Source organism: Mesorhizobium sp. AA23, assembly GCF_001672435.1.
Taxonomy (GTDB): domain Bacteria; phylum Pseudomonadota; class Alphaproteobacteria; order Rhizobiales; family Rhizobiaceae; genus Mesorhizobium.
This window is the reverse complement of the sequence record NZ_LYTP01000002.1, coordinates 159,437-184,282: the sequence shown is the minus strand read 5'-3', so window position 1 is coordinate 184,282 and position 24,846 is coordinate 159,437. Positions and strand designations below refer to the sequence as shown.

Here is a 24,846-nt window from a genome sequence, read left to right as displayed (position 1 = left end):
GACGGCAAGGAGTGAGCCATGAATGAATTCGCATCCGTATTGGACGACGAAGCGGTCGCCGTTGCCCGTGTTCTTGCCAACGACCACGTCGCCGACGTCGTCGAAGCCCTCAACCGCGAACCTCGCGAGACGGCCATCGAGCTGCTCTGCGCGGTGCCGTTCGAGCGGTTGGTCGAAATCTTCGACCAGCCGGAGCTCGAAAGCGCGCCGGAACTCGCCGCAGCCCTGCCGCGCGCGAAAGCAGGCAAGCTGCTCACCGCCATGTCGGTCGACCGCGCAGCCGACATCCTGCGCGAGCTCGATGAGCCTGCGCGCTCGGAACTGCTTGGCGCGCTTGCCCCACCGCTGCGCGCGACGCTGCTTTCGATTCTCGGTTATCCCGAAGGCAGCGCCGCCTCGATCATGACGACCGAGTTCGTCAGCGTGCCTTCGGACTGGACCGTCGGCCGCACACTCGACTACATCCGCAAAGTCGAGCGCACGCGCGAGACCGTCTATGCGATTTACATCACCGACAAGGAGACGCAGCTCCTGCTGCGGGCGACGGGCTTGCGCCGGCTGATCACCGGCGAGCCTCAGGACTCGATCCTGTCGGTGGCGCCGGATCGCATGCCGGTCACGGTCACGCCGCTGACCGATCGCGAAACGCTGGCGCAGACGATCTCCAAATACGATCTGCTCGCCCTGCCGGTTGTGGATCACGGCAAGATCCTCGGCATCGTCACCATCGACGACATCATCGACACCATGGTCGAGGAAACGACCGAAGACGTTCATCGTTTCGGCGGCATGGAGGCGCTGGACGAGCCCTATATGAAGATGGGCTTTCTCGCCATGATCCAGAAGCGGGCCGGCTGGCTATGCGCACTGTTCCTCAGCGAGATGCTCACGGCGAACGCCATGCAGAGCTACGAGGGCGAGTTGGAGAAGGCGATCGTGCTCACCCTCTTCATCCCGCTGATCATGAGCTCGGGCGGCAATTCCGGCTCGCAGGCGACCTCGCTCGTCATCCGCGCGCTGGCACTGCGCGAGATCGGCCTTCGCGACTGGTGGCGTGTCGCCTTGCGCGAGCTGCCGACCGGTTTGGTGCTCGGCTCGATCCTCGGCATAGTCGGCATCTGCCGCATCGCGCTCTGGCAGTATTTCGGCTTCTACGACTATGGCCCGCATTGGATGCTGATCGCGGCAACGGTGGGCGCGGCGCTGGTCGGCATCGTGACCTTCGGCTCGCTGTCGGGATCGATGCTGCCTTTCGCGCTGAAGCGCATCGGCTTCGATCCGGCAAGCGCCTCGGCACCGTTCGTCGCCACGCTGGTCGATGTCACCGGGCTGGTGATCTATTTCTCGGTGGCTCTGGTGATCCTGCGCGGCACGCTCCTCTAGCCAAGAAACTTCGCGCCGCCGGCATGGCCGGCGGCGCCTTCCCGGCTTGGCTTCAAACGCGCTCGCCGTTCTTCACGCGATAGGTCGGCTTGTACATGGTGACCAGCTCCTCCGCCGCTGTCGGGTGGACGGCCATGGTGCGGTCGAAATCGTCCTTGCTCAGCCCCGCCTTCAGCGGAATGCCGAGCAGCTGCGCCATCTCGCCGGCGTCCGGTCCCAGGATATGGGCGCCGAGCACTTTCCGCGACGCGCCGTCGACCACCAGCTTCATCAGCATCTTTTCGTCACGGCCCGACAGCGTGTGCCGCATGGGACGGAAAGACGCGCGATAGATCTCGATGTCGGGGAAGCGCTTGACCGCCTCGTCCTCGGATAGGCCAACGGTGCCGATCTCGGGCTGCGAAAACACGGCCGTCGGAATGGTATCATGGTCTGGCGCTGTCGGATTGCCTTTGAAGGCTGTCTCGATGAAACACATCGCTTCGTGGATGGCCACCGGCGTCAGTTGCACGCGGTGGGTGACGTCGCCGATCGCCCAGATATTGTCGATGCTGGTGCGGGAAAATTCATCGACGATGATCGCGCCGGTCTTGCCGAGCTCAACGCCGACGCCTTCGAGGCCCATATTCTCCGTGTTCGGGATGCGGCCGATCGCCAGCATGACCTGGTCGACGGTCAGCGTCTGACCACTGGAGAGCAGCACGTCCAGTCTGCCCTCAGCGGTCTTGCGCACCCATTCCGAGATCGAACGGCAGAGGATCCTGATCCCCTTCTTCTCCATTGTCTCGTGCAGCGAGCGGCGAAGGTCCATATCGAAGCGCGAAAGAATTTCTTGGCCACGGTAGACCAGCGTGGTGTCGACGCCCAGTCCATGAAAGATGTTGGCGAATTCGACGGCGATATAGCCGCCGCCCTCGATCATGATCGCCTTCGGCAATTCCTTGAGATCGAAGGCTTCGTTGGAGAAGATGCAATATTCGTGGCCGGAAAGCGCCGGGTGCGGAGCCGGACGGCCGCCCGTGGCGATCAGGATCTGGTCGGCGCTGACGGTGCGGTCTTCGGCAGTGAGATAGACGGAATGCGGATCGACCAGCACGGCGCGCGAGTGGAAGGCCTCGCCGCCCGCACCTTCGACATTCCTCTTGTAGATCGCCTCCAGCCTGGCGATCTCCTTGTCCTTGTTGGCGACCAGCGTCGGCCAGTCGAAGCTTGCCTCGGGCACCATCCAGCCATAGCCGGCGGCATCGGCGAAATGTTCGGGGAATTGCGAGGCATAGACATAAAGTTTCTTCGGCACGCAGCCGCGGATGACGCAAGTACCGCCATAGCGATACTCCTCGGCAATGGCGACGCGCTTGCCGAGCGAGGCAGCCACACGGGCCGCCCTCACCCCGCCGGAGCCGCCGCCGATGACGAAGAGATCGTAGTCGTAACCGGCCATCGAAAGGACTCCTGCGCAATGGAAGTGTGTCACAGGTAGGCGGACAGCAGGCAAAAGAAAAGCCCGGAAATCCGGGCTCTTCTGGTCCAGTCGGCCGTCGGCCGCTTGATGCGGATCAGTTCTGCGAATTGTCGGCAGGAGCCGAGTTGTCGGCAGGAGCCTGGTCGTCTGCAGGCGCCGAATTATCGGCAGGTGCGGAGCCGTCGGCAGGAGCGGTCGCATCCTTCGCAGGCTTGGCCGGAGCCGCGGCCTTTGCGGCGGCGGCGAGCGTTTCGCCGACCTGCTGGGCGAGGTCGCGGGCGACCCCGTTCTGCCAAATGTCGGCCGCCTTCACCAGGTCGCGCGTGACCGCCGGGCCGCTGTCGAGCAGCTTCTTGCCGGCTTCCGAGCTGTAGAAAGTGGCGATATCGTTGAGGTCCTTTTCGGAAAACACCTTGGCGTAGGCGAGCGCCGCCTCCTTCTCCAGGTCGGCGCGGCGCGCCGCCAAGCCCATCGCCTTTTCGGTGACCGTCTTGCCGATCAGTTCCTGCATGTCGGGATTCTTCTGGATCAGCTGGTTCTCAAGCGCGGCCGCCGCCTGCGGCAGGATATTGTCGAACGGGTCGGTGGCGTGGATAGCCGCAACTGCGGCCCGTGCGGCCTTCAGATGCGATTCGCTGATATCCTGCGAAAACGCCGGCGAGGACAGCGCAAGCACCGCTGAGGCCGCCAGAATGGTCGAAAAGCGGCGAACCCGTTTATGCAACATCATGGTAGATAGAACTCCCTGGTTTTCGGGCGGCATGGACGGTTTGGATGCCGTCGCCGCCGGCGATGACGGCGGTTGACGCCAGCCCGATGAATAGACCGTGCTCGACGACGCCTGGAATGGCGAAGAGAGCATTCGAAAGCGCTCTTGTATCCGGAATGCGGCCAAAAGATGCATCGAGGATAAAGTGGCCGCCGTCTGTAACAAATGGCTGCTCCCCCGTCATCCTCAATGTCACCGGGCCGGCAAGGCCGAGGCTTGCCGCCGCCGCGCCGACCGCGATCTCGGTGGCGCGCAGGCCGAACTTGTTGACCTCGATCGGCAGCGGGAAACGGCCGAGCGTCTCGACCATCTTGGACTGGTCGGCAATCACGATCATGCGCTGCGACGCCGCCGCGACGATCTTCTCGCGCAGCAGCGCCCCGCCGCCGCCCTTGATCAACGTCAGCGCGGGATCGATCTCGTCGGCGCCGTCGATGGTGAGGTCGAGCTCCGGCGTTTCCTCGAGCGTCGACAGCGGCACGCCAAGCTCGCGGCAGAGTGCCGCGGTGCGCTCGGATGTGGGCACGCCGATGACGCTGAGGCCGGTCGCGACCTTTTCGGCGAGCAGCCGGACGAACTCGTCGGCGGTCGTGCCCGTGCCGATGCCGAGCCGCATGCCGCTGCTGACATGGGCGAGCGCTGCACGCGCGGCCTCGACCTTCATCTGCCTTGCGTCCATGCCGCTCCTGTCCCCGATTTCCATGGTTTGGCGCGCCTCCTAGCATTTTTGCCTGTCCCGTCAAAGGCTCTGCCTGTGGACCGATGGAGGCGGCTTGCTTGACCACCGCCCAGCTTGTATCGGCTGCGGAACCTCAATTATTCAGGACTGGCCATGACCCGACCGATCATCGTGTTCGACCTCGACGGGACGCTCATCGACACTGCGCCGGATCTGCTCGACAGCCTCAACCACAGCCTGGCGGCCGCGGAGCTTGCCGCGGTCGACCAAGCCGGCTTCAAGCGCTACGTCGGCCATGGCGGCCGCGTGATGATCGAACGCGCGCATGCGGCGCAAAACAAGGCGCTGATGGCGGAAGAGCACGACCGGCTGCTGAAGCTTTTCCTCGACCACTACACGATCAACATTCCAGGCAAGTCCCGCCCCTATCCCGGCGTGGTCGCGGCTCTCGACCACTTCCAGGCCGCCGGTTATCTGATGGCGGTTTGCACCAACAAGTATGAAGCGAATTCGGCGACGCTGATCGGCGCGCTCCGTCTCGACAAATACTTTGCCGCGATCTGCGGCCAGGACACTTTTGCCTTCCGCAAACCCGACCCGCGCCATCTGACCGAAACCATCAAACTGGCTGGCGGCGATCCGCACAACGCCCTGATGGTCGGCGATTCGCAGACCGACATCGACACCGCCAAGGCGGCCGGTATTCCGGTGGTGGCGGTCGATTTCGGCTATACGGATCGTCATGTGCGCGAGTTCGAACCGACGCTGGTGATCTCGCATTTCGACACGCTGACGCCGGAATTGGCCCAGCGTCTGATCGCTGCGGCGCGCTGAGCGCCTGCCCAGATCGAGCCGGCAGGAACCCGAAATCGGTCCGCAGGATAACGTCGGCACATTGCCTTGACTTCGCGCACGCGCCTCCCTTATATCGCGGCTCGCTTCGGCCTTCGGGCAACGAGCGGGCGATTAGCTCAGCGGGAGAGCACACCCTTCACACGGGTGGGGTCGCAGGTTCAATCCCTGCATCGCCCACCATCCAACTTACCGAAAGTTGGATGATCCGGCCGCGATGAACCTCTTCGATTTCGTGCAGCGGGGCAGCTCGCGTCCGGGAGGCCGCTTAGATCAGGCCTCGGCGCACATTCAAATGCGTTACTCCCGTCACCAGAATGGCGCCGGTCATGAAGTAGAGCGTGGCTATGATGTTGCCCTGTTGGAAATGCAGCCCGGCAAACAGCAGGGCCATAACCACGGCAAGAAATGCGATTACACGCGAGAAGTTATCGGGCATGGGGCAGCGAACCTATGCAAATAGGATGATGGCCGCCCTCAATCAGCCGCGCGCTCCATAGATCGGTTTTCGATTTTCCGCAATTGCCTTTTGAAGCACTGCCGCAATATGGTGCCTGCTGCGGCGGGTGCCGACAACCGGGCCGCTGCCCTTGTCGCCGACATTTCGTTCGAAGGCGCTGAGTTCGTCGGTCGGGGTCGTCGGACTGGTCCATGCAGGGCGGCGGCAAGCCGCTGCTGGACAGGCGACGCTTCTGTGATCGCCTTCACATACGCCGCGGAGGCGTCGCGCACAGATATCGCACCGGGTGGCACTGATGCATGGGCTCCAACGGCCTCCGGACCTGAAAGCTCGGCAGGGAGTTTCGATCACTAGCCATTTTCAGATTTGCTGTTCGCGCGCGTCGGTCACCTCCCGCCACGCGCGCGAACGGCGTTTCGTAGTTCGGTTCGCGTCCGCCAGCGCGCTCCGGTTTCCCGCTGCAAGGGACAGTTGCCGGACAATTTGATGCCGGCAGCGCACGTCTGGCGCCCGATCTACAAAGGCCGTCGTGTGTTGCCGCAATCGCACCAAAGGAGACAGGCCTTGATCGAGCATGCACTTGTCATACAATTTCCGCTCAACGAGAGGCGGAACCGCATCATGTCCACAGCCAGCGCAGACGACAGGAGCACCCTGCCGCGTCTGGCGCGGATCGATCCGCGCCAGTTCGATTTGCTGTTCGGCGGCTGCAAGGTCGAACGTTATGCCGCCGGTCAGCACCTGTTCGTCCAGGAGGACGCATCCGACCGCATCTACGGCGTGATGAGCGGCACGGTCGAGATTTCGCTCTATTCACCGGGCGGGCAGAAGCTGGTGGCCAATATCGAGCTGTCGCGCAGCCTGATCGGCGAGATCGGCGCGCTCGACGGACGCCCGCGCACGGCAACCGCCATTTGCCTCACCGCATGCGAGCTAGTTTCTCTCAGTCGCACGCAACTCTTTGATCGCATTGAAAAAAATCCACCGCTAGCGCGCGCCATGATCGAGCTGCTGTGCACGCGGCTGCGCTGGGTCAGCGGCGAGCTTGGCGACCAGGCCTTCTTCGGCATCGAGGCCCGGCTGGCGAAACGGCTGGTGTTCCTCAGCGGCGTCATGGCCGACCCCGCCGGCTGGATCCCGATTTCGCAATCGGAACTCGGCGAATTCCTCGGCGCGACGCGCGAGTCGGTCAACAAGACGCTCAACGACTGGCGCAACCGGCACATGATCGACATCAAACGCGGCGGGCTGCGCATCACAAATGCCGCCGCGCTGAACCACATCGCCGCTTCGCAGGACGACGACTGAACGATTCTGACCCGAATCAGAGCCGCGAAATCAGGTAGCGCAGCGCGGACCGGCTCGGCATGAAGAAGTAGCCGCCGCCTTTCGTGGTGACGAATTGCGGCATGTCCCTGAGCACCGTCACCTTTTCCCAGGACGGAATCGAGAATCGGCCGCCGCCGTCGCGCGCGCCGATCGTCGGATCCTTTTCGCCGACAAGGCCTTGGAACGAGCTCGACGAGACCCAGGTCTGCTGAATGAACTCGTATTGGCGTTCGATGTCGGCGTTGAGGCACATGAAGAGAAGCCCCTTCTCGACCTTCCCGCTGCGGTCCTTCTTCTCATAGGTGCGGCCGACGCGCAGGATGCGGTGGCGCTTGCCGATCCTGATCTGCGTCTCGCGATCCTCGCCAAGCGAGTCGCGCGGATTGGAACGGCGTATGTGCGAGCCGAGCGGACAGCGATGCCCCTGCGGGTCCTCGGCGCCGAGCGCGAAGTCGTTGTCGACGCCACGACCCGGGCGGCCATCGGGGTTGCGCACCAGCGAACTGCCGTCCTGCCAGCGGCCGAGCATCTTGGCCGCGACCCAGCGCGGCGTGATGGCGTTGTCGCCGGTCTCGCGCGCAGCCCGCGCGGCGGCATGCTTGCAATAGTCATCGAATAACTCGACATGCTGCTCGAAATGGCGCACGACCAGGAACGAGCCGTTGCGGCCGAAATCGCGCGGCGGCGGGGGCTGACCGGGGATCTGCCGGTTGCGCCGCACCTGAGACAGGATGCCGGTCCGATCCTGTGCTGCCCGGACGGAGGGCGAGGCTGGATAGAACCCATGCTCGTCGCGATAGCCGAACAGGAACTCGCCCGGCGCGACCAGGTGCATCGGCGCGGCACCCTTGCTGGCGCGCGACGTACCCCTGACGATCGGCTGCGAGACGCCGTCGGCAAAGCCGAAATGCTCGTAGGCGCGGGCGCGCTCCGGCTTGCCGTCGTTGCCGGCATGTTGCGTTGTCCCACCGTCCTTCTTTGGCTCGCGGTTCACGACAAGCGGCAATTCGGCAACGATCTTCATCCCCGCGCCTGTCGTCTTTCGCTTCGCGGCCGCAACCTCCCCCTTCAGTACCGCCGGCTCCGCGGCGTAGCAGATGACGACTGCGTCGACCGGCGCCGTGGCCGAACCCCACTGCCATTTGTCAGGCGCATCGGGGCCGGTGTCGTCGAGGATGCGGCTGCGCTCTGGATTGCCCATGCCGTGGCGAAAGGCAGCTGGGAATGTGTCCAGCGGATCGTCGTCGACGCCGCCCTTCAGCCCAAGACGGCGCAAACCGTCGGGACCGAAGGCCACCGTCATGGCGCGTCCGGCCGGCACGCCGTCGCCGAAACTGGTCTTGTCGATGACGAAGTCCAGCCACGCTCTGCGTTGCATGGCCGGCAGTTCTTCCGGCACCCGGATCGCCAGCATATGCGCGTGGCCAAGCGCGCCGAACGGGCCGAAGAAAATGGATTGGATCTCGCCGGCTTCCAGTTCTTCCACGGGCGAAGGCGCCGGTTCACGGCCGACGGTTGCAGCCGGCCTTGCCTGCGGCCGCTGCAGCGAGCCGAACAGGCTCACCCAGTTGCGGGCCTCGCTGCCGGTGGCGGAAGCAATGCCGCGCCGGATCTTCGAGTTGATACGGATGCGCGCGGTGTTGAGATGCGGATAGGCAGAGTACCAGAACAGCGTCGGCACCTGCTGACGCCGCGCCCAGCGCTTGAAGCGGTCCCCGTCGCGCGCGCCGTCGAGGAAGAGCCAACGCGTGCGCGGGTAGCCTTCCGTGTTGCTCCATACGCCGGTCAGGCCCTCTGAGGCCTTGGCGATGAAGTCCTCGAGATAGCTTTCCCAGCTGCCGCCATAGTTGGAGAAGAACATCAGCTTGTCGGTGCCCGGCAGCAGCACCCAGCGGGCGAAGTGAATGGTGTTTATGGTGGCGAGGAACCCCGGCTTGAACACTTTCTGCGCCGATATCGAGATCAGATAGAAGGAAAGCCTCAGCGCCAGTCGCCGCAAGGTGCCGGCCTTCATCGTCGATATCGCGGTGAGATGGTTTTGCGCGCAGTGGTCCTCATTGGCGAGTATCCTGTCCAGCGCGCCGAGATCGACCGGCGTGTTCTGCGGCCGGTCCTTGTCCTCGAGGCGCCGCAGGCTGAGGAAGCACAAGCCGATGAACAGCAGGGCTATCGCGAGCAGCCCCAGCACCGCCAGCAGAAGCGCGGTGCCGGCAATTGCGACGTTGGTGAAGGTGACACCGTGCGGATTGCCGAACACGAGCACATAGGTCATGCGCCAGCAGGCAAGTATGACGATCGCGACGGTGGCGAGCACAGCCGGCGCAAGCAGCGTCGTCGTCAAGGCTCGCCACCAGCGGCCCGGAGGCCGCTCCAGCAGGCTCTCAGCCGGCTCGAAGGCCCAGCCGAACTGTCCTAGCGACTGGGCATGCCGGCGCGCCTCGGTGAGCACAGCAAGGGCGTTGCCAATACCCGCTCGCGGCTTTTCGACGATCTCGCGCACGCTGTCGGCGAGCTCTGCCTCGGCCAGGATGCGGCGCACCGAATGGCCAGGCGTTCCGGAAAAAACCAGCCCTGCCGTGCTGCCGAAGGACGGCGAGATCTCGATGTGATGCTTCTTCAGGAAGTCCTGCAGCGAAGAGTCGTCGGGCAGACCGCACACGGCCCTTAAGATCGGCCGCAGGCGGTGGCCTATGGCCTGCGTGATGGCACCGATGACATCGTCGGTGCTGCCGTCGCCGGAGATTTCGAGTACGAGCGCGCCCGTCTCGAGGTCCGATTTCTCGTCCCTGCCGGTGGCGGCGACAGCCAGGCTGGCGAAGTGGACCGTGCCGACATTGTCGAGCGCATTGCCCACCTCGTCGATCGCCGGGTTGCCAAGTGCGCCGACCTTGTCGCGCACGGCATCCAGCGGCACCGCACGCCTGATCGGGCAAACCACGGTGACCATCGACTGGTCGACTGTGCGGCAAAGCGGCGAGCGCTCGAAATCGACCTTGAGGCTGGCCGGATAGGCGCCGACATTGACCATCTTGCCGGCTCTGCCGCGCGCGCGGCGGAGCTTGGGCTTGCTGAACAGGGCGCGAACGCATTCGCCGATCTGAATGCGGGCGATCTCGGCCCCGATGCACAGATGAATGCCGTGGCCGAACACCATGTAATCGCGAGAAGGCCGCGAGGTGTCGAATTCGTTTGGCCTTTGCACGATTTCCGGATCGAACATAGCGGAAAGCGTCGCCGGCATGACGACCGTTCCGGCCTTCACAAGGCGCTCTCGCCGCGTGCCTTGGCCGATGACCGCGTCACGGGCGGTGTAGCGCCACGGACCGACCCAGATCGGCTTGAAGCGCATGGCTTCCAGGATCGCCCGATCGAGTTTGCCGGTACCGCCCGCTGCAATGGCTGCGTCGACAGCCTGCCTTGCATCTGACCGCGACAGGATGACGTCCAGGCAATTGCCGCCGGCAAGCACATTGGTCGGAACGAAGCCGGCAATCATGCCGAGCATGATCGAATGGATGTCGGGCTGCGATAGGCGCCCTTGATCCATGAGCGCGACGAGGCGCGCCAGCGGCCGTTCGTCCTTCCCTCCCCTGTCCCTGATCGCGGCAATCGAGCGGTCGATGACCTTGATCAGACGATCGCCGCCGACGATCGCGAGCTGACGTGTCGTTGGGCTCGCTGTCGGATCGGAAAAGAACAGCGCGCTGAGCGCGATCGACCAGTCGGCGAATTCGGTTTCATCGTCGATCTCGAGGCCGAAATAGTCGCGACAGATGCGTACCGGAACGATCTTCATCAGCCCGCCGATGGCGTCGAAGCCGGGGCTGGCCCGGGTCATGATGTCGCGCGAATGACGCTCGGCGATCGGCCTGACGGCGGCTTCGACTTCCGCCGGCGGAAAGGCGCTCAGCACGGCCGATTTCATTTGCCGGTAGGCGGCCCCGTCCTGCATGCCGAGGATGAAGTTCGATCCCCTGGCCAGTTCCGCCATTTCCGGTCCGTACGGCGTCTCGAACTCGTCGCCGCGCTCCAAAATGTCGCGCACATCGACGCCTTTGGTGACAAGCAGGAAATTGCCGAAGGCCAGGTTCGGCCAGAAGCGGCGCAGCAGCGCCAGCAGCCAGCGCGGGTCGTTGAAAAGGAAGCCGGCGATACGGGACGCAAGCCCCTTGGCGCGGAGCCGGTCGATATCGAAGGGCGGCATTTCGGCGACAGGGCGCTGGCTCTTCTGGGCAGCGCGGACAGCAGCGAAATACTTCAACTTGATCATGCGCGTTCGAGCCCCCCGGCTGTCCACGTCACTGCGATGCCGGCTATTGTCTGGCCTAGGTTTGGTTCGGTCCGGCGTATGTGATTTTTTTCACAATCATCGGTGTTCGGTTCCAGCAATCATGCGATGGACTTGGCCTGGCCGAAATTCGCGATCAGGAAGTTGTTCTTCGCAGGATCGACGAACGGTATCCAGCGAATCCGCTGCTCAGAAAAATCGGGATGCCTGGTTGCCAGAATGGCGCGTTCGCGTTCGGCCTCCTCAAGACGGCCGCTCCGCATCAAGGCGCCGATTTTGAGGAACCTGGCGTAGAAATAGCCCGGCGAAAGGTTGAGCGAGCGATCGGCAACCGCAATTGCGGCCGGCCAGTCCTCGACCAAACAGTATGCGGCAGCCAGCTCGCCCAGATTGTGAAAGCGGTAGAGGTCGAACGGGCTCAGCCGCTCGGTATCCAGGAAGAACGGGATCGCGCCGGCGGCATCGCCAAGCAGCAGCCGCGCGCTGCCCATTGCCGAGCGGGCGAAGGCAAAGCTCGGATTGATGTGGATCGCCTCGGCCAGATGCTCCGCCGCCGATGCCGGCTGGCCGCGCATGATGTCGGCCGCCCCGAGATAGGCGTGCGGCCGCGCGTCGAGGCTGTCCATCAAGAGCGACTTGCGCGCAAATTCTTCGACCTTGGCCAGGTCGTCGCTGTCGCCGAAGCGCAGCCATGCCCGCCAGAAATACCACCATGCCAGCTCGTTCAGCACGGCGCTGGAATTCGGATCTTCTTGGTAAGCCTTCTCGAAGAATTCGAGCGCGATCTCGGTGTCTTTGCGCGTGCGCCTGTTCATGTGCCAGCGGCCTCGCCGCACCAGCTGCCAGGTCTCGAGGCTTTCCCACGGCACCTGGAAGGTGCGCACCTGCTCGGCTCGGTCGACCTCCTTGTCGAGGATCGAAACGATCTCGCTGCCGATCTGGTCGCGCAGCCTGAAGATGTCGATGAGGTCGCGGTCGAAGCGCTGCGACCAGACCAGGCGCCCGTTCGACGTGTCGGTCAGCGAGGCGTTGAGGCGTATCTGCCCGCTGTGGCGCGCCAGCGTGCCGCCGACGATGTAGCGCGCGCCAAGCGCATTGCCGATGAGCCTGGTTCCGAGCTGGTCGTCGCGAAACTGGAAGCTGGAGCCCTTCGCGATTACCGAGAGCCAGCGGGTGTTGGACAGGCCGTAGATGATGTCTTCCGCAATGCCGTCGGCCATGTAGCCGACGTCAGGCTCGCCTCCGTTGCTGCCGTGAAACGGCAGCACCGCGATTGCCGGCGGGCCCTTCGATGCGAGTCTGTCATGGACGGGAGCGGTAGGGATGGCGGCCAGGGGCGCAGCAATCGCCGCGCCGTTGCCGCCGCGTCCGGCGATCAGCACACGTACAGGCAGGGCGATGTTCTTGAGCATGAACTCGCCAAGGTCGGTGAAAACCGCGGCCGTCTTGTCCTTCACGTGGTGCCAGGTCGTCTCTGAGATGGCTAGACCGTCATGTGGAGCGAATTCCTGCAGGCGCGCGGCAATGTTGACGTCGTCGCCATAGAGGCGGCCCTCGCGGACGATGACGTCTCCGGTGTTGATCCCGGCCCGGAACGGCATGCGCATCTCATCCGCGGCCGAGGCATTGAGCGCCATGATCCGGTCCTGGAAATCGAACGCCGCGCGCAAGGCTTCGATTGGATTGCCGAATTCGGCCATGATGCTGTCGCCGGCAACGCCAAACGTGCGGCCGCCAAAGGCGCCGCAACTGTCGGTGATGATATCGCGCCTTTCCTCGAAGGCCGCGACGGCGCGCTCGTCGTCGATGCCCATCAGCCGCGAAAAACCAACGGCGTCGATAGAAATGATTGTCGCAAGCTGACGGGTATAGTTCCGTTCAGCCATGGTTGAGCCCCCGGTCCCTGTTTTCGGTTCAGAACAGGCGACTTCCGCTCCAAAAAACCTTCGCCGTTTGCCGATGGAAGATCCCCGGCAGGCTCGGCGCGCCGTTGCCACCCTGTTGGTCCGGGACTCTAACAGGGTCTGGCCAAAAGCTCTACCACGAACAGCTAATGGAAGGCGGTTTCGGCGCAAGCCATGGTTAGTCGTTCGTTACCTGAAGTCCGATGTTGCAGAAGCCTCCTTACTTGTTGGATTCACGCCGTTTTACTTATTTAAGCTTTCGCGAATAGAAGTCGCGCCGGCCGTGACGGACCAACTGTGGAGCAAGGCGTTGCGGTCCGTTGGCGGAACCAACGGGCCCGGATTCGAGTTGTCAGCGCGTTCATGCCACCACGAGAGATTGAGGGCAGTCATGCGCGGTGTTCTTTTGGCAAGCGGTATCGCGTTTTTCCTTGTCGGCGGGTCGGCTTTCGCGGCCGAAGCGCAAGCGCTGCCGCCGCAAAATGCCAAGAAGCTCTCGGAAATCCTGACCAAGGTCGAGAAGCGGAGCGACTTCCAATATATCAAGGAGGTCGGCTGGAGCAGCGACGGCTATACCGTTACCTATTACACGACCGACAAGGCCAAGGTCGAAATCACCTACGATCCGGTCACCGGCGAACCGAAGTAACGCCTGATACGGCCGCCCGCAGCTGGGCCGGCGCCTCCCTATCCGAGACTTGCGTCGATGCACGTTTGATGGCTGACTGCGCGCCATGATTGCGGGCACGGGGGTGCATGGGAATGGTTGGCTACGTTCTAAAGCGCATCCTGATGGTGCTCGCCGGCTATCTGATCGCGGTGCTCGTCGGATTGGTCGCGTTGGTCGCGATCTATGCAGCGCTGAGCTCGCTGCCCAACGCCCCAAGCTATTTCGAGCTGATGCAGTTCACGCCCGTCGCCGTGCTGGTCGTGCCGCCGCTTGGCATGTTCGTCTATTTCCTGACGATCGTGGCGACCGGCATGCAGACTCTGATCTTTGCGCTTATTGCCGAGGTCTTCTCGTTGCGGAGCTTCTGGCTGCATATGCTGTTCGGCGGCGTGGTTGCGGCCGCCGGTTTCATGCTGCTCTCGCCGGGCGCGCCGCACGATCCGGAACGCTGGGCCGACCTTGGCATCATCGTCGCGGCCGGGCTGGTGGCCGGTTTCGTTTATTGGCTCATTGCCGGACGTGATGCCGGTTTCAGGCGGCCGCTCATCGAGCGCTTAGGTTGACGGTGCGCGCACCGCTTCGGTCGCATCCAGCGCCTGCATCAGCTTCGAATCGCGATCGTAGACGTCGTCGAAATATTCGACCTTGCCGGACATGTCCGGCCAAGCGGTGAAATAGGCGACATAGACCGGGATGACGCGCGTGACATTCTCGGTCGAATGACCATGCTTCAGCTTCTCGGCGATGTCGTCGACCGACGTGCCGAGCACAGCGGCCGCCATGCCGCGCGGATCCTGCAGGCGTATGCAGCCATGGCTCAGCGCGCGCATGTCGCGCCCGAAGAACGACTTCTGCGGCGTGTCGTGCATGTAGATGGCGTGCTTGTTGGGGAAGAGGATCTTCAACTCGCCAAGCGCATTGGCCTCGCTCGGCTGCTGGCGCACGCTGAACGGGATTTTGGCACCGTAGGCGCCCCAGTCCACCGCCGCAGAGGGAACTCGCCTGCCGCTGGAATCCGTCACCTCATAGCCGGCGCGGTCCAGATAGCCCGGATCGCTGCGCAGCCTCGGCAGCATCTCGTTGACGATGATCGACTGCGGCACGCCCCAATAGGGGTGGAAGTCGACCTGCTTGATCTGGTTGTAGAAAAATGCGGTCTGGTTGGTGACCTTGCCGATGACCACGCGGGTCTTCAGCTTCTCCTCGCCGTTGTCGATGTAGCTTGCGGTGAAGGCCGGCTGGTTGATGAAGACGCGCGGGCTGCCAAGATCGGAGGGGAGCCAGCGCAGCTCTTCAAGCGCCGCCATGACCTTCTCGACCTTGTCCGCCTTGGACGTTCCGGCGAGCGAGGCGACGGTGCGCGGGCCGATGACGCCGTCGCCCTTCATGCCGGCCCGCTTCTGCACCGCCTTGATCACCGGCACCAGGTCAGGACCGTAAAGCTCGCTCTTGCCGAGCCGGGCGAGGGTCTCGCCAAAGTCACCGCCCATCTCGTCATCGAGATTGCGCGCGATCAAAGTCAAAAGCTTGGGCAGTTCCGGGCTGCTTTCACCGGGCTTCAGGAGCAGCTTCGGATCGACGACGATCTCGTTCTCCTCGCTTGCCTGGAGCGACTCCAACTCGACGCGCAGCGCCTGATATTCAGGGTTCTGCGGGTGCCGCGATTCGAGATAGGTGCGCACCTCTTGCGTGTGCGCCAGCGTCTTCAGCACGCCTTCGAGATCGAGCGGCTTGCCCGGAAAATCGTAATAGCCGGTCATGCGGTTCGGATCGACTCGGCCGCTCTGGGCGTCATGGGCGTAGCGCAGCACGCGCGCCGATAGCGCCATCTCGAAGCGAACCAGTTCCTTGGTCCGCGCTTCGGGCAAGGCGGCATTCGTGGCCGCCGCAGGAACATCGACGGAATAATCGGCAGGCGTCAGGCCATAGCTCGCCGCTCCGCCAAGCACCCGCACGGCATCCTGCGCCCTGCTGTTGGGTGCATCCCCTGTCACCCAGATGAAATCCGGATTGGCCGAATAGTAGGCGATGAGCGCCTTGGCGATATCGGGCTCGGCAAAGAGTTCATAATCGCTCAGGCCCGCCAGCGCGTCGCGGAACGCGCTTCCGGTTACGGAGGGCACAAAGGCAGCATCTTGCGCGGTCGCGGGCGGCGGAGCGGGCAGCAGCGACTTGAAGTCGACGCGCACAAGCTTGTCGGCCCTGTAGGTATTGTAGGTCGGGCTGCTGATCCTGACGCTACCGCCTGTGCCAGGCTGCACCTTGCGCGGCTTCGGCGGCGGCGGAAATTCTCCTTGGGAATTGTGCCGGATGCCGCCGCCGAACAGCATGTCGAACAGCCCCTGCGCGCTCGCCGGCTGCTGGCCGAAGGCAAGCGCCGTCGCGATCGCGATCGGCATGACGGCCATTTTGTTCCCGAGGATTTTCATGCTTCACCCGCACCGGTTGAAACCGGTTTCCCGTTCCGCGCCGCTAGACGGTCCCGCCCTCCGCATGGCGGATGTAATGCGCGACTGTACCGATTCATACTGATTCCGTTAAGCTTCCATAAATTTTCGCGACCGTGTTGCAGAACAGTTTCACATCCGTGTGAGACACAATGCGGCAGGGCGGCTCCCGGTTTCAGACGCCTCGGTAACAATCAGGCGTTGGCGCTGTGCGGCCTTGGCGATCATGGCCGACCTTCCCTCCTGACAAACATCGGCCCGTGACAAACAGCAGTCTTTGTGATCGAAATTCCGGCGGGCGCGAGCCATGGCCTGGAGGATGCGCAGTGAAGAAGGGATATCGCGAACTTCTCGACGAAGCGAATGCCGAGATCGAGGTGGTTTCGCCTGAGGAAGCTGCCGGGCTGCTGGAGGATGACGGCACCATCTTCGTCGACCTACGTGACCCCCGCGAGGTCGAGCGCGACGGCAAGATTCCCGGCGCCAAGCATGTGACGCGCGGTATGCTCGAATTCTGGATCGACCCCGAAAGCCCTTACCACAAGCCGTTCTTCGCCTCCGGCAAGACCTTCGTCTTCTTCTGCGCCGGCGGCTGGCGGTCGGCGCTGGCGACCAAGACGGCGCAGGACATGGGTCTCGCCCCGGTCAAACACATCCTTGGCGGCTACACAGCCTGGAAGGCTGCCGGCCTGCCGGTCGAGCCAGGGCAGAAGAAGAAGGCCGACTGAGCCATTCGCAACTACGGACGGAAGACGCCAGCAGGCGTCTCCCGCAGTCATTTTCAATGCAGCGTCGGTTGCCGTTCCTCGGCGACGAAGCCCACGGCGCGCGCGACGACATCCTTGTCGGCAAGGATGCGGCGGTGGCCAAGCCCTTCGGCCCAATGCAAGCTCACATGATCGCCGGCTCCCGCATATCGTTTTGCGTGATCGGCATGGACTTCGCGGTCGTCCGGCGCATGGATGATCAGCGTCGGCACCGGAGCCTCAGCGAGCTGGCGGTCGCCCGTGAAATCGCTGAGCGGCCGTCCCGACAAATGCTTCACCCGATCCGCCATGGCGACCCGGGAGCGCGGCCCGACATTGAGCCGGTGGCTGAAATCGTCGAAGATCGCCGGCAGCGAGCTCGGCGCCGCGATTAGAACCAGTTTCTCGGCCGCAAGCGGCGGCATGCCTTTCACCGAAGCGGCAACCGCATTGGCGGCGACGGCGCCGCCGAAGGAATGGCCGACGGCAGCGGCAAACGGGCCGAACCATTCGCCTGCGACTCGCACGGCGTCGACCGCGGTCACCATATTGAGATGTCGCCCGAGCGAATGGCCGTGGCCCGGCAGGTCAAGCGAGACCACCTTGTAGCCGGCGTCGCGAAACCCATCGATCAGAGTTCGCATATATTCGGTGCGCGAGCGCCAGCCATGGATGACAAGCACGGTGCCGCGGGAGCCCCTGCCCGGCCCCGGCCGGAACTCATGCACCGCAACGCAATCCGCCTTCGTCTTCAGCCGGTGATGGCGCGCCTCGGCCATGAAACCCGCAGCGCGCTCGACTGCGCGGCGCTCGCCATCGCTCAAGGCCTTGACGTTTGCCGTGCGGCAGAACAATTCGAACGCGGCGCGGCCACTGAGACGCGGCGCGACATGCTCGGCCGCGCCGAAGACGCCTCGGATGACCTTCAATCCAAATGATGCCATAGTGTCGGTCCAACCATTCGTTCAAGCATGAACATAATAGTTCAAACATGAACATTAAGCAAGAGCTGCCCTGGGACAATCCGCGCTTCCGCAACTGGGTTGCGGTGGCGCGCGCCTGTCATGTGCTGGAGCGCACGCTGGCGGTGAAGCTGGCGCCGCTCGACCTCAAACCGGCGCAGCTCGACGTGCTGATGAACCTCTACCGTCATCCCGGGATGTCGCAGCACGACCTTGCTCGCAAGCTCTTGGTCGGCCGCTCCAACATCACGATGCTATTGCCGCAACTGGAAGCCCGCGGCCTGCTGCGTCGAGAGGGTGACGAAAAGGACAAACGCGTGCTGCGGTTGAACCTCACCGAAGCCGGCGAGGCCCTGCTGATGCGGGCGCTGAAAGTACATATGGCGCTCATCGAGAAGGCGATGAGCCAGTCGACGCCGGAGCAGTGCGACATGATCGGCGAGCAGATGCGCAAGATCGCCGATGTCCTGAAGGAGGCCTGACCGGCGCTCTCGATGCCGCTACCACATGGTCTTCTTTGCCCGCTCCGGCCATTCCTTGTCATATGCGGCGCCATTGATATTCCTGCGGCTGGTGAGCTCGAGGATCTGGCCGGGCGTCGGCAGCGACTTAGGGTCGGCATGCTTTGCCGGGTTCCACAGCTCCGAGCGCACGATGGCGCGTGCGCACTGGAAATAGACCGCGTCGACGGCGACAACGGTGATCGACCGTGCCGGCTTGCCATCGACCATGAAGGACGCGCAAAGCTCGGCATCGGCTGTGATATGGGCGCGGCCGTTGACGCGCAGCGTCGTGCCGGAGCCCGGCACAAGGAAGAGCAGCCCGACGCGCGGATCGCGAATAATGTTCTTCAGCGAATCGGCGCGGTTGTTGCCGCGCCTGTCGGGCATCATCAGCGTTTTTTCGTCCAGGAGGCGCACGAAGCCGGCGAGATCGCCGCGCGGCGAGCAGTCCAGCCCCTCCGGCCCGCAGGTCGCCAGCGCCACGAAAGGCGAGGCTTCAATGAAGGCTGCATATTCGGGGATCACATGGTCGAGCTCCTTGACGACCGAGGCCTCACCAGGCAGGCCGTAGAGGGCTTCGAGCTGTTCGACCGATGTGATGAGCGACATCTTTTCGCCTCCTGACCTTTTGCCGGCGCTACCTATGTCCATGACGCTTTGACGACACCCAATCGAACGTCTTGGCGCCAGGCTAGCGGTCGCGGCTGAGGCCCTTCTCGGCCAGCTCGGCAAGGTAGGCGTTCCAGCGCTCGTCCTTTTCATGCCCGAGCGTGTGAAGATAGTTCCAGGTGAAGATCCCGGTGTCGTGGAAATCGTCGAAGGTGATGCGCACCGCGTAGTTGCCGACCGGCTCGATCTTAAGAATCGCGACATTGCGCTTGCCGGGCACAGTCACGCGCTGATCCGGCGAATGGCCCTGCACCTCGGCAGAAGGCGAGGCCACGCGCAAGAACTCCGCCGGCAGTTCGAACGGCTGATGCCCGGCAAAGGTCACGGTGAGCAGCTTGCGGTCCTTCGAGACCCTGAGTTCCTTCGGCGCCGTCATGTTTCTTCCTATATGCGTTGCGCCCTTCCCTACGCCGGTTCGCGCAGTGCGAAAAGGTGATAGAAGGCAGCCGACAGAGAATGTCGGTCGGGGAATGTTACCAAAGATCGAGAGCTTCTATCTTGAATGCGCGGTTGGATCGTATCACATAGCCGTATATAACGACGCTGCTCAGGCCACGGAAGCGCTTGCAATGGACATGATCGACCCCTTCGGTCGCACGATCAGCTATCTGCGCGTGTCGGTTACCGACCGCTGCGATTTCCGTTGCACCTATTGCATGGCCGAGGACATGACCTTTTTGCCCAAGAAGGATCTGCTCTCGCTCGAGGAGCTCGACCGGCTCTGCAGCGTCTTCATCGAAAAGGGCGTCAGGAAGCTGAGGCTGACCGGCGGCGAGCCGCTGGTGCGCAAGAACATCATGCACCTAGTTCGCCAGCTGTCGCGGCATCTTGAGAGCGGCGCGCTGGAAGAGCTGACGCTCACCACCAACGGCTCGCAGCTGTCGCGCTTTGCCGCCGAGCTCGCCGACTGCGGCGTGAAGCGCATCAATGTCTCGCTCGACACGTTCGATGCCGACAAATTCCGCCAGATCACCCGCTGGGGCAATCTCGGCAAGGTCATGGAAGGCATCGACGCCGCGCAAGCGGCAGGCCTGAAGGTCAAGCTCAATGCCGTGGCGCTGCGCGACTTCAACGACGCTGAAATACCGGAGATGCTGCGCTGGGCGCATGGTCGCGGCATGGATCTGACGGTCATAGAGACCATGCCGATGGGCGAGATCGACGCCGACCGCACGGACCAGTATCTGCCGCTGTCGCTGCTGCGCGCCTCGCTTGAGCGCCAGTTCACGCTGACCGACATTCCTTATAAGACCGGGGGCCCTGCCCGCTATGTCCAGGTCGCCGAGACCGGCGGTCGGCTCGGTTTCATCACCCCGATGACGCATAATTTCTGCGAAAGCTGCAACCGCGTCCGGCTGACTTGCACCGGCACGCTCTATATGTGCCTCGGCCAGGAGGACGCCGCCGACCTGAGAGCGCCGCTGCGCGCCTCCGAAGGCAATGAGCTGGTCGGCGAGGCCATAGACGAGGCGATCGGGCGCAAGCCGAAGGGCCATGATTTCGTCATCGACCGCCGCACCAGCCGACCCTCGGTATCGCGCCATATGAGCGTCACCGGCGGCTGATTTTTTCTCCGATTTGGTGCAGGATCACCCTCGGTCACGGACCTTGGGGGCATCATGAAGTGTGTTCATCTCGTCCAGGGCGCGCCTTTGGTGATCGCCTTCTCATTGCTGACGATTGCGACGACAGCGGCAATCGCAAAGCCGTTCACCTACGTCAATGCGCGCTTCGGCACGTCCTGCACCTTTCCCGACGAGATTTTCAGCGACCGCTTGCCCGAGCCAGAAAACGGCGATGGGCAGCAATGGAGCGCGCCCGACGGCGCCAGCCTGACCTGCTCGGGCGTTTATAACATCGACAACGACACTCCGAAGGGCTTCGTCGCCGACGAAAAGGCAAACACCGGGCCGGGCTACAAGATCACTTACAGCAAGTCCGGGAAGAATTGGGCGGTGGTTTCTGGCGTCAAGGGCGACAAGGTCTTCTACGAACGGCGCCTGTTCGGAAAGGATGGTGTCATCCGCACCGTCTGGATCGAGTATCCTTCCTCGCTTAAGGCGAAATACGATCCGCTGACCGGGGCGATCGCCGCCAGCCTGCGCGGCCCTTGAGCTGCGCTCGGCGCACTGGAAATAAACCATCCGCGCCGACTTCCACCCGATTTACCGCCGACTTGTTCCGGCCTAGCCTCATGAAGCGATTTTCGCATTCAGGGGGAATTCTCATGCGCAAATTCTTGGCTTCGCTTGCAATGCTCGGGATTGCCTTGGTGCCTGCGGCCGCTCAGTCGATCGGTGGCACCTACACTGTCGCCGGCACCAATTTCGACGGATCGAAATATGGCGGCGAGGCAACCATCACACTGACCAGCGACACAACCTGCACGATCCATTGGGAAACCGGCGGCTCGTCCTCCGACGGCATTTGCATGCGCAACGATGATGCCTTTTCCGCCGGCTATGTGATGGGCAAGGAAATCGGCCTCGTCGTCTACAAGGTGGAGAAGGACGGCTCGTTGCACGGGCTGTGGACCATCGCCGGCCAGAACGGCAACGGCACCGAGACGCTGACACCGAAATAATCGCTCCGGGATTGCAGCCGATATTGAGGGCCGCAGGAACCTCCTGTGGCCCATTTCTTTGACGTTGCTGTCTTGCCGCTGGCTGTTAGACGCTTGCGAGAGAACATAACCCGGAAGCGCCCTTGCCTCTTTCGCCAAATCTTCGCGGCGCACTGTTCATGGTCGTGGCCATGATCGGCTTCACCTTGAACGACGCGATCACCAAATTCTCATCCGAATCGATGAACATGGCGCAGGTAATGCTGGTGCGTGGCGCCTTCGCCTCGCTCTTCGTCGGTCTGCTCGCCTGGCGGCGCGGCGCGCTTGCTGATCCGCGCGCCATGCTGCAGCCGATGGTCGCGTTGCGCGTCGCCGGCGAAGCCGGCGCGACCGTGTCGTTCCTGATCGCCCTTGCCCATTTGCCGATCGCCAACGTCTCCGCCGTTCTGCAGGCGCTGCCGCTGGCCGTGACGATGGGCGCCGCACTGTTCTTCGGCGAGGGCGTCGGCTGGCGCCGCTGGCTCGCCATTGCCGTCGGCTTTGCCGGCGTGCTGATCATCGTGCGGCCGGGCTTCGAGGGTTTCAGCGCCTATTCGTTGCTGGCGCTGGCGAGCGTCGGCTGCTGCGCGGTGCGCGATCTCGCCACCAAGCGCATCCCGCAAGCGATCCCGACCATGCTGGTATCGACCGCGACTGCGCTGGCCATGACGATCCTGGGTGCGCTGCTGCTCCCGCCGATGGGCGGCTGGACGCCAATGACCGCCGAGGCGACGGCGCTGCTGGCGCTGGCCGCCGTGCTCGTGCTCATCGGCTATCAGTTCATCATCATGGCGATGCGCTCGGGCGACATCTCCTTCATCGCGCCCTTCCGCTATACGGCGCTGCTGTGGTCGATAGTGCTCGGCCTCGTCATCTTCGGCGATATCCCCGACCTGCCGATGATCGTCGGCGCCGCGATCATCATCGGCTCCGGCCTCTACGCGCTCTACCGCGAGCGCCTCGTCGGCAGGCGCCAGCCTGCCGCCGAAAGCGCTGGACCCGACATGGCGCCGGACGGCATATAGGCCCGATGGATCGAAGCGTTGCAGGCATCATCCTGGCGGGAGGCCAATCGCGCCGCATGGGCGGCGGCGACAAGACGCTGCTTTCGCTGGGCAAGGTCAGGCTGATCGAGCATGTCGCCGCGCGTCTCACACTGCAGGTCGCCACGCTGGTGCTCAACGCCAACGGCGATCCGGCACGGTTTGCCGGCACCAACCTTCCGGTGCTTGCCGATACGATAGAGGACCATGCCGGCCCGCTCGCCGGCATCCTCACCGGCCTCGAATGGGCGGCAGCGGACACGGGCTACCGGTCGCTGGTCAGCGCGGCCGGCGACACGCCGTTCTTCCCTGGCGATCTCGTCGAGCGATTGGCCGTTGCCGCTCGGGCACGGCCGGGCGCGATCGCGGTCGCCAGTTCCGACGGCAGGTGGCACCCGACCTTCGCACTCTGGCCGCTCGGCCTGCGCGATGCCCTGCGCCATTTCCTGGTTGAGGAGGACAATCGACGGGTCTCGGCCTTCATGGATCGGCATGGTTTTGTCGAGGTGGAGTTTCCGATGCTCGAAGCCGGAGGCGAGCGGATCGACCCGTTCTTCAATATCAACACGCCCGACGATCTTGCGGAGGCCGAGCGTCTGTTGCAAAGACTTGAGCCATGAGACGCGTGTTCGGCATCACCGGCTGGAAGAACTCCGGCAAGACGACCCTGACCGAGAAGCTGGTCGCCGAACTGGTTCGGCGCGGCTGGACGGTCTCGACGGTCAAGCATGCCCATCATGACTTCGACATCGACAAGCCCGGCACAGACAGTTTCCGCCACCGCCAGGCCGGCGCGATGGAGGTCGCGGTCGTCTCCGGCCGGCGCTGGGCATTGATGCACGAACTGCGCAACGAGGACGAGCCGACGCTGGACGACATCCTGGCGCGGCTGGCGCCCTCGGACATCGTGCTGGTCGAAGGCTACAAGCGCGAAGCACACCAAAAGATCGAAGCGAGACGGCTGGAGGCCAAGGACCGGACGCCGCTTTCGATCAACGACCCGAACATCGTGGCTGTCGCCGCCGACTTTCCGGTCGAAGGCGAAAAGCTGCCCGTCTTCAACCTCGACGATACGAAATCGATAGCCGATTTTATCGAGCGCGCGACCGGTCTCGTCAGTCCAGCCAAGTAACGCAGCGGCACACGGCGATTGCCGTTTGCTGTTGTTTTGCAGTTGCTTTTTTCTTGCAAAGAGTGGGAGTATCCCGCGCAGCGGGCGGTCAAAAAGGCTCCGCCCACAAGAGCCGCACGGGACAGCGGCCATGACAATATGAGAGGATTATCATGCGTATTGCACTGCGTATCGCGCTTGCCGCTTCGGCCGCGCTGCTGACACTTGGCGTTGCCCAGGCTCAGGAAAAGACCCTGAGGATCGGCACCGAAGGCGCGTACCCGCCCTTCAACAACCTGACCTCGGACGGCCAGCTGGTCGGCTTCGACATCGACATCGCCAAGGCCCTCTGCGACGAAATGAAGGTGAAGTGCACCTTCGTCGCGCAGGATTGGGACGGCATCATCCCGGCGCTCCAGGCCGGCAAGTTCGACGCCATCGTCGCTTCCATGTCGATCACGCCAGAGCGCCAGGAAAAGGTCGACTTCACCCACAAATATTACAACACGCCGTCGGCGATCGCCGTGCCGAAGGATTCGCCGCTCAAGGGCGTCACCAAGGAGGACCTCGCCGGCAAGACGATCGGCGTCGCCACCACGACGACCCACTTCAACTATGCCTCGAAGACCTACACCGACAGCACGATCAAGGGCTATCCGAGCAGCCCCGAGGAACAGGCCGATCTCGCCAATGGCCGTCTCGACGCCATCGAGGACGACATCGTCGTGCTGCAGCAGTGGCTGGATTCGCCCGACGGCGCCTGCTGCAAGATCCTCGGCCAGCCCTCGCCGCAGCCGGTCGAGATCTTCGGACCGGGCGCCGGCATTGCCGTGCGCAAGGGCGAGACCGACCTGGTCAACAAGCTGAATTCCGCTATCGACGCTATCCGCAAGAGCGGAAAGTACAAGGAAATCAACGACAAGTACTTCAAGTTCGACGTCTACGGCGCCGAGTCCTGATCATTTGC

The 24,846-nt window shown here is 63.4% G+C and carries 24 protein-coding genes and 1 tRNA gene; 15 read left to right on the top strand and 10 right to left on the bottom strand.

Annotation, left to right across the window (positions count from 1 at the left end; translation table 11 throughout):
• The first annotated feature begins 18 nt into the window (after window positions 1–18).
• Entirely contained in the window at window positions 19–1,383 is a 1,365-nt protein-coding gene (mgtE, locus tag A9K66_RS04325) for a magnesium transporter (RefSeq protein WP_067320042.1), read from the top strand.
• Between the two features lie 52 nt (window positions 1,384–1,435).
• On the opposite strand, the gene gor is transcribed toward mgtE, so the two are convergent.
• The 3 genes from gor to rpiA form a co-directional block, all read right to left on the bottom strand.
• Window positions 1,436–2,824, bottom strand: a complete 1,389-nt coding sequence (gene gor, locus A9K66_RS04320) for a glutathione-disulfide reductase (RefSeq protein ID WP_067320039.1) — start codon at window positions 2,822–2,824, stop codon at window positions 1,436–1,438.
• 115 nt (window positions 2,825–2,939) lie between these two features.
• Window positions 2,940–3,575, bottom strand: a complete 636-nt coding sequence (locus A9K66_RS04315; RefSeq protein WP_067320036.1) for a DUF2059 domain-containing protein — start codon at window positions 3,573–3,575, stop codon at window positions 2,940–2,942.
• Window positions 3,562–4,293, bottom strand: a complete 732-nt coding sequence (rpiA, locus tag A9K66_RS04310) for a ribose-5-phosphate isomerase RpiA (RefSeq protein ID WP_067320186.1) — start codon at window positions 4,291–4,293, stop codon at window positions 3,562–3,564. Before rpiA ends, A9K66_RS04315 begins: the two co-directional genes overlap by 14 nt.
• A 153-nt stretch (window positions 4,294–4,446) precedes the next feature.
• Here rpiA and A9K66_RS04305 point away from each other — a divergent pair, with 153 nt between their 5' ends.
• On the top strand, window positions 4,447–5,127 hold the full coding sequence (locus A9K66_RS04305) for a phosphoglycolate phosphatase (RefSeq protein WP_067320183.1): 681 nt from the start codon (window positions 4,447–4,449) through the stop codon (window positions 5,125–5,127).
• A 126-nt stretch (window positions 5,128–5,253) separates the two neighbouring features.
• Window positions 5,254–5,328, top strand: a tRNA-Val gene (locus A9K66_RS04300).
• Between the two features lie 85 nt (window positions 5,329–5,413).
• On the opposite strand, the gene A9K66_RS30640 is transcribed toward A9K66_RS04300, so the two are convergent.
• Window positions 5,414–5,584, bottom strand: coding sequence for a hypothetical protein (locus A9K66_RS30640; protein ID WP_164750822.1), 171 nt, complete (start codon window positions 5,582–5,584; stop codon window positions 5,414–5,416).
• Between the two features lie 642 nt (window positions 5,585–6,226).
• On the opposite strand from A9K66_RS30640, the gene A9K66_RS04295 reads away from it, so the two are divergent.
• The gene (locus tag A9K66_RS04295) at window positions 6,227–6,913 is read left to right on the top strand and encodes a Crp/Fnr family transcriptional regulator (RefSeq protein ID WP_067320180.1); all 687 of its coding nucleotides are present in this window, start codon (window positions 6,227–6,229) and stop codon (window positions 6,911–6,913) included.
• A gap of 16 nt (window positions 6,914–6,929) precedes the next feature.
• On the opposite strand, the gene A9K66_RS04290 is transcribed toward A9K66_RS04295, so the two are convergent.
• Both A9K66_RS04290 and A9K66_RS04285 read right to left on the bottom strand, forming a co-directional pair.
• Window positions 6,930–11,204 carry a cytochrome P450 gene (locus A9K66_RS04290; protein WP_067320032.1) on the bottom strand — a complete coding sequence of 1,425 codons (4,275 nt, stop codon included), beginning with the start codon at window positions 11,202–11,204 and terminating at the stop codon, window positions 6,930–6,932.
• A gap of 119 nt (window positions 11,205–11,323) precedes the next feature.
• Window positions 11,324–13,108 (bottom strand): adenylate/guanylate cyclase domain-containing protein, encoded by a 1,785-nt coding sequence (locus tag A9K66_RS04285; protein WP_067320029.1) that lies wholly within the window; start codon window positions 13,106–13,108, stop codon window positions 11,324–11,326.
• A 409-nt stretch (window positions 13,109–13,517) separates the two neighbouring features.
• On the opposite strand from A9K66_RS04285, the gene A9K66_RS04280 reads away from it, so the two are divergent.
• Window positions 13,518–13,775 (top strand): PepSY domain-containing protein, encoded by a 258-nt coding sequence (locus A9K66_RS04280; protein ID WP_066989847.1) that lies wholly within the window; start codon window positions 13,518–13,520, stop codon window positions 13,773–13,775.
• Between the two features lie 113 nt (window positions 13,776–13,888).
• Complete coding sequence (locus A9K66_RS04275) at window positions 13,889–14,359, top strand: hypothetical protein (RefSeq protein WP_127248248.1); 471 nt, start codon at window positions 13,889–13,891, stop codon at window positions 14,357–14,359.
• On the opposite strand, the gene A9K66_RS04270 is transcribed toward A9K66_RS04275, so the two are convergent.
• Complete coding sequence (locus A9K66_RS04270) at window positions 14,351–16,225, bottom strand: murein L,D-transpeptidase (protein ID WP_067320023.1); 1,875 nt, start codon at window positions 16,223–16,225, stop codon at window positions 14,351–14,353. The two genes, A9K66_RS04275 and A9K66_RS04270, sit on opposite strands and share 9 nt — an antisense overlap.
• Window positions 16,226–16,569: 344 nt before the next feature.
• On the opposite strand from A9K66_RS04270, the gene A9K66_RS04265 reads away from it, so the two are divergent.
• Window positions 16,570–16,971: a rhodanese-like domain-containing protein gene (locus A9K66_RS04265; protein ID WP_066989852.1), complete on the top strand. Its 402-nt coding sequence runs from the start codon at window positions 16,570–16,572 to the stop codon at window positions 16,969–16,971.
• 53 nt (window positions 16,972–17,024) lie between these two features.
• Here A9K66_RS04265 and A9K66_RS04260 read toward each other — a convergent pair whose 3' ends face one another.
• Window positions 17,025–17,933, bottom strand: a complete 909-nt coding sequence (locus tag A9K66_RS04260; RefSeq protein WP_067320019.1) for an alpha/beta hydrolase — start codon at window positions 17,931–17,933, stop codon at window positions 17,025–17,027.
• Between the two features lie 47 nt (window positions 17,934–17,980).
• Between A9K66_RS04260 and A9K66_RS04255 the strand changes: the two genes are divergently transcribed.
• On the top strand, window positions 17,981–18,433 hold the full coding sequence (locus tag A9K66_RS04255; RefSeq protein ID WP_067320018.1) for a MarR family transcriptional regulator: 453 nt from the start codon (window positions 17,981–17,983) through the stop codon (window positions 18,431–18,433).
• Between the two features lie 18 nt (window positions 18,434–18,451).
• Here the strand turns inward: A9K66_RS04255 and A9K66_RS04250 are convergent, their stop codons facing one another.
• Complete coding sequence (locus A9K66_RS04250; RefSeq protein ID WP_067320176.1) at window positions 18,452–19,063, bottom strand: pyridoxamine 5'-phosphate oxidase family protein; 612 nt, start codon at window positions 19,061–19,063, stop codon at window positions 18,452–18,454.
• A gap of 82 nt (window positions 19,064–19,145) precedes the next feature.
• Window positions 19,146–19,499, bottom strand: coding sequence for a DUF971 domain-containing protein (locus tag A9K66_RS04245; RefSeq protein WP_066989863.1), 354 nt, complete (start codon window positions 19,497–19,499; stop codon window positions 19,146–19,148).
• Between the two features lie 193 nt (window positions 19,500–19,692).
• Between A9K66_RS04245 and moaA the strand changes: the two genes are divergently transcribed.
• The 7 genes from moaA to A9K66_RS04210 all read left to right on the top strand — a co-directional run bounded on the left by moaA (window position 19,693) and on the right by A9K66_RS04210 (window position 24,838).
• Complete coding sequence (moaA, locus tag A9K66_RS04240; RefSeq protein WP_067320015.1) at window positions 19,693–20,688, top strand: GTP 3',8-cyclase MoaA; 996 nt, start codon at window positions 19,693–19,695, stop codon at window positions 20,686–20,688.
• A gap of 54 nt (window positions 20,689–20,742) precedes the next feature.
• Window positions 20,743–21,237, top strand: a complete 495-nt coding sequence (locus A9K66_RS04235; protein WP_067320012.1) for a hypothetical protein — start codon at window positions 20,743–20,745, stop codon at window positions 21,235–21,237.
• A 113-nt stretch (window positions 21,238–21,350) separates the two neighbouring features.
• Window positions 21,351–21,707 carry a hypothetical protein gene (locus tag A9K66_RS04230; protein ID WP_067320009.1) on the top strand — a complete coding sequence of 119 codons (357 nt, stop codon included), beginning with the start codon at window positions 21,351–21,353 and terminating at the stop codon, window positions 21,705–21,707.
• Between the two features lie 122 nt (window positions 21,708–21,829).
• A complete protein-coding gene (locus tag A9K66_RS04225) occupies window positions 21,830–22,750 on the top strand; it encodes a DMT family transporter (RefSeq protein WP_067320005.1) in 921 nt (306 codons plus the stop codon).
• Between the two features lie 5 nt (window positions 22,751–22,755).
• Window positions 22,756–23,388, top strand: coding sequence for a molybdenum cofactor guanylyltransferase MobA (mobA, locus tag A9K66_RS04220; RefSeq protein WP_067320002.1), 633 nt, complete (start codon window positions 22,756–22,758; stop codon window positions 23,386–23,388).
• Window positions 23,385–23,900: a molybdopterin-guanine dinucleotide biosynthesis protein B gene (gene mobB / locus A9K66_RS04215; protein ID WP_067319999.1), complete on the top strand. Its 516-nt coding sequence runs from the start codon at window positions 23,385–23,387 to the stop codon at window positions 23,898–23,900. The genes mobA and mobB overlap by 4 nt, the downstream gene beginning before the upstream one ends.
• A 152-nt stretch (window positions 23,901–24,052) precedes the next feature.
• Window positions 24,053–24,838, top strand: a complete 786-nt coding sequence (locus A9K66_RS04210; RefSeq protein ID WP_067319995.1) for an ABC transporter substrate-binding protein — start codon at window positions 24,053–24,055, stop codon at window positions 24,836–24,838.
• Window positions 24,839–24,846: the final 8 nt, after the last annotated feature.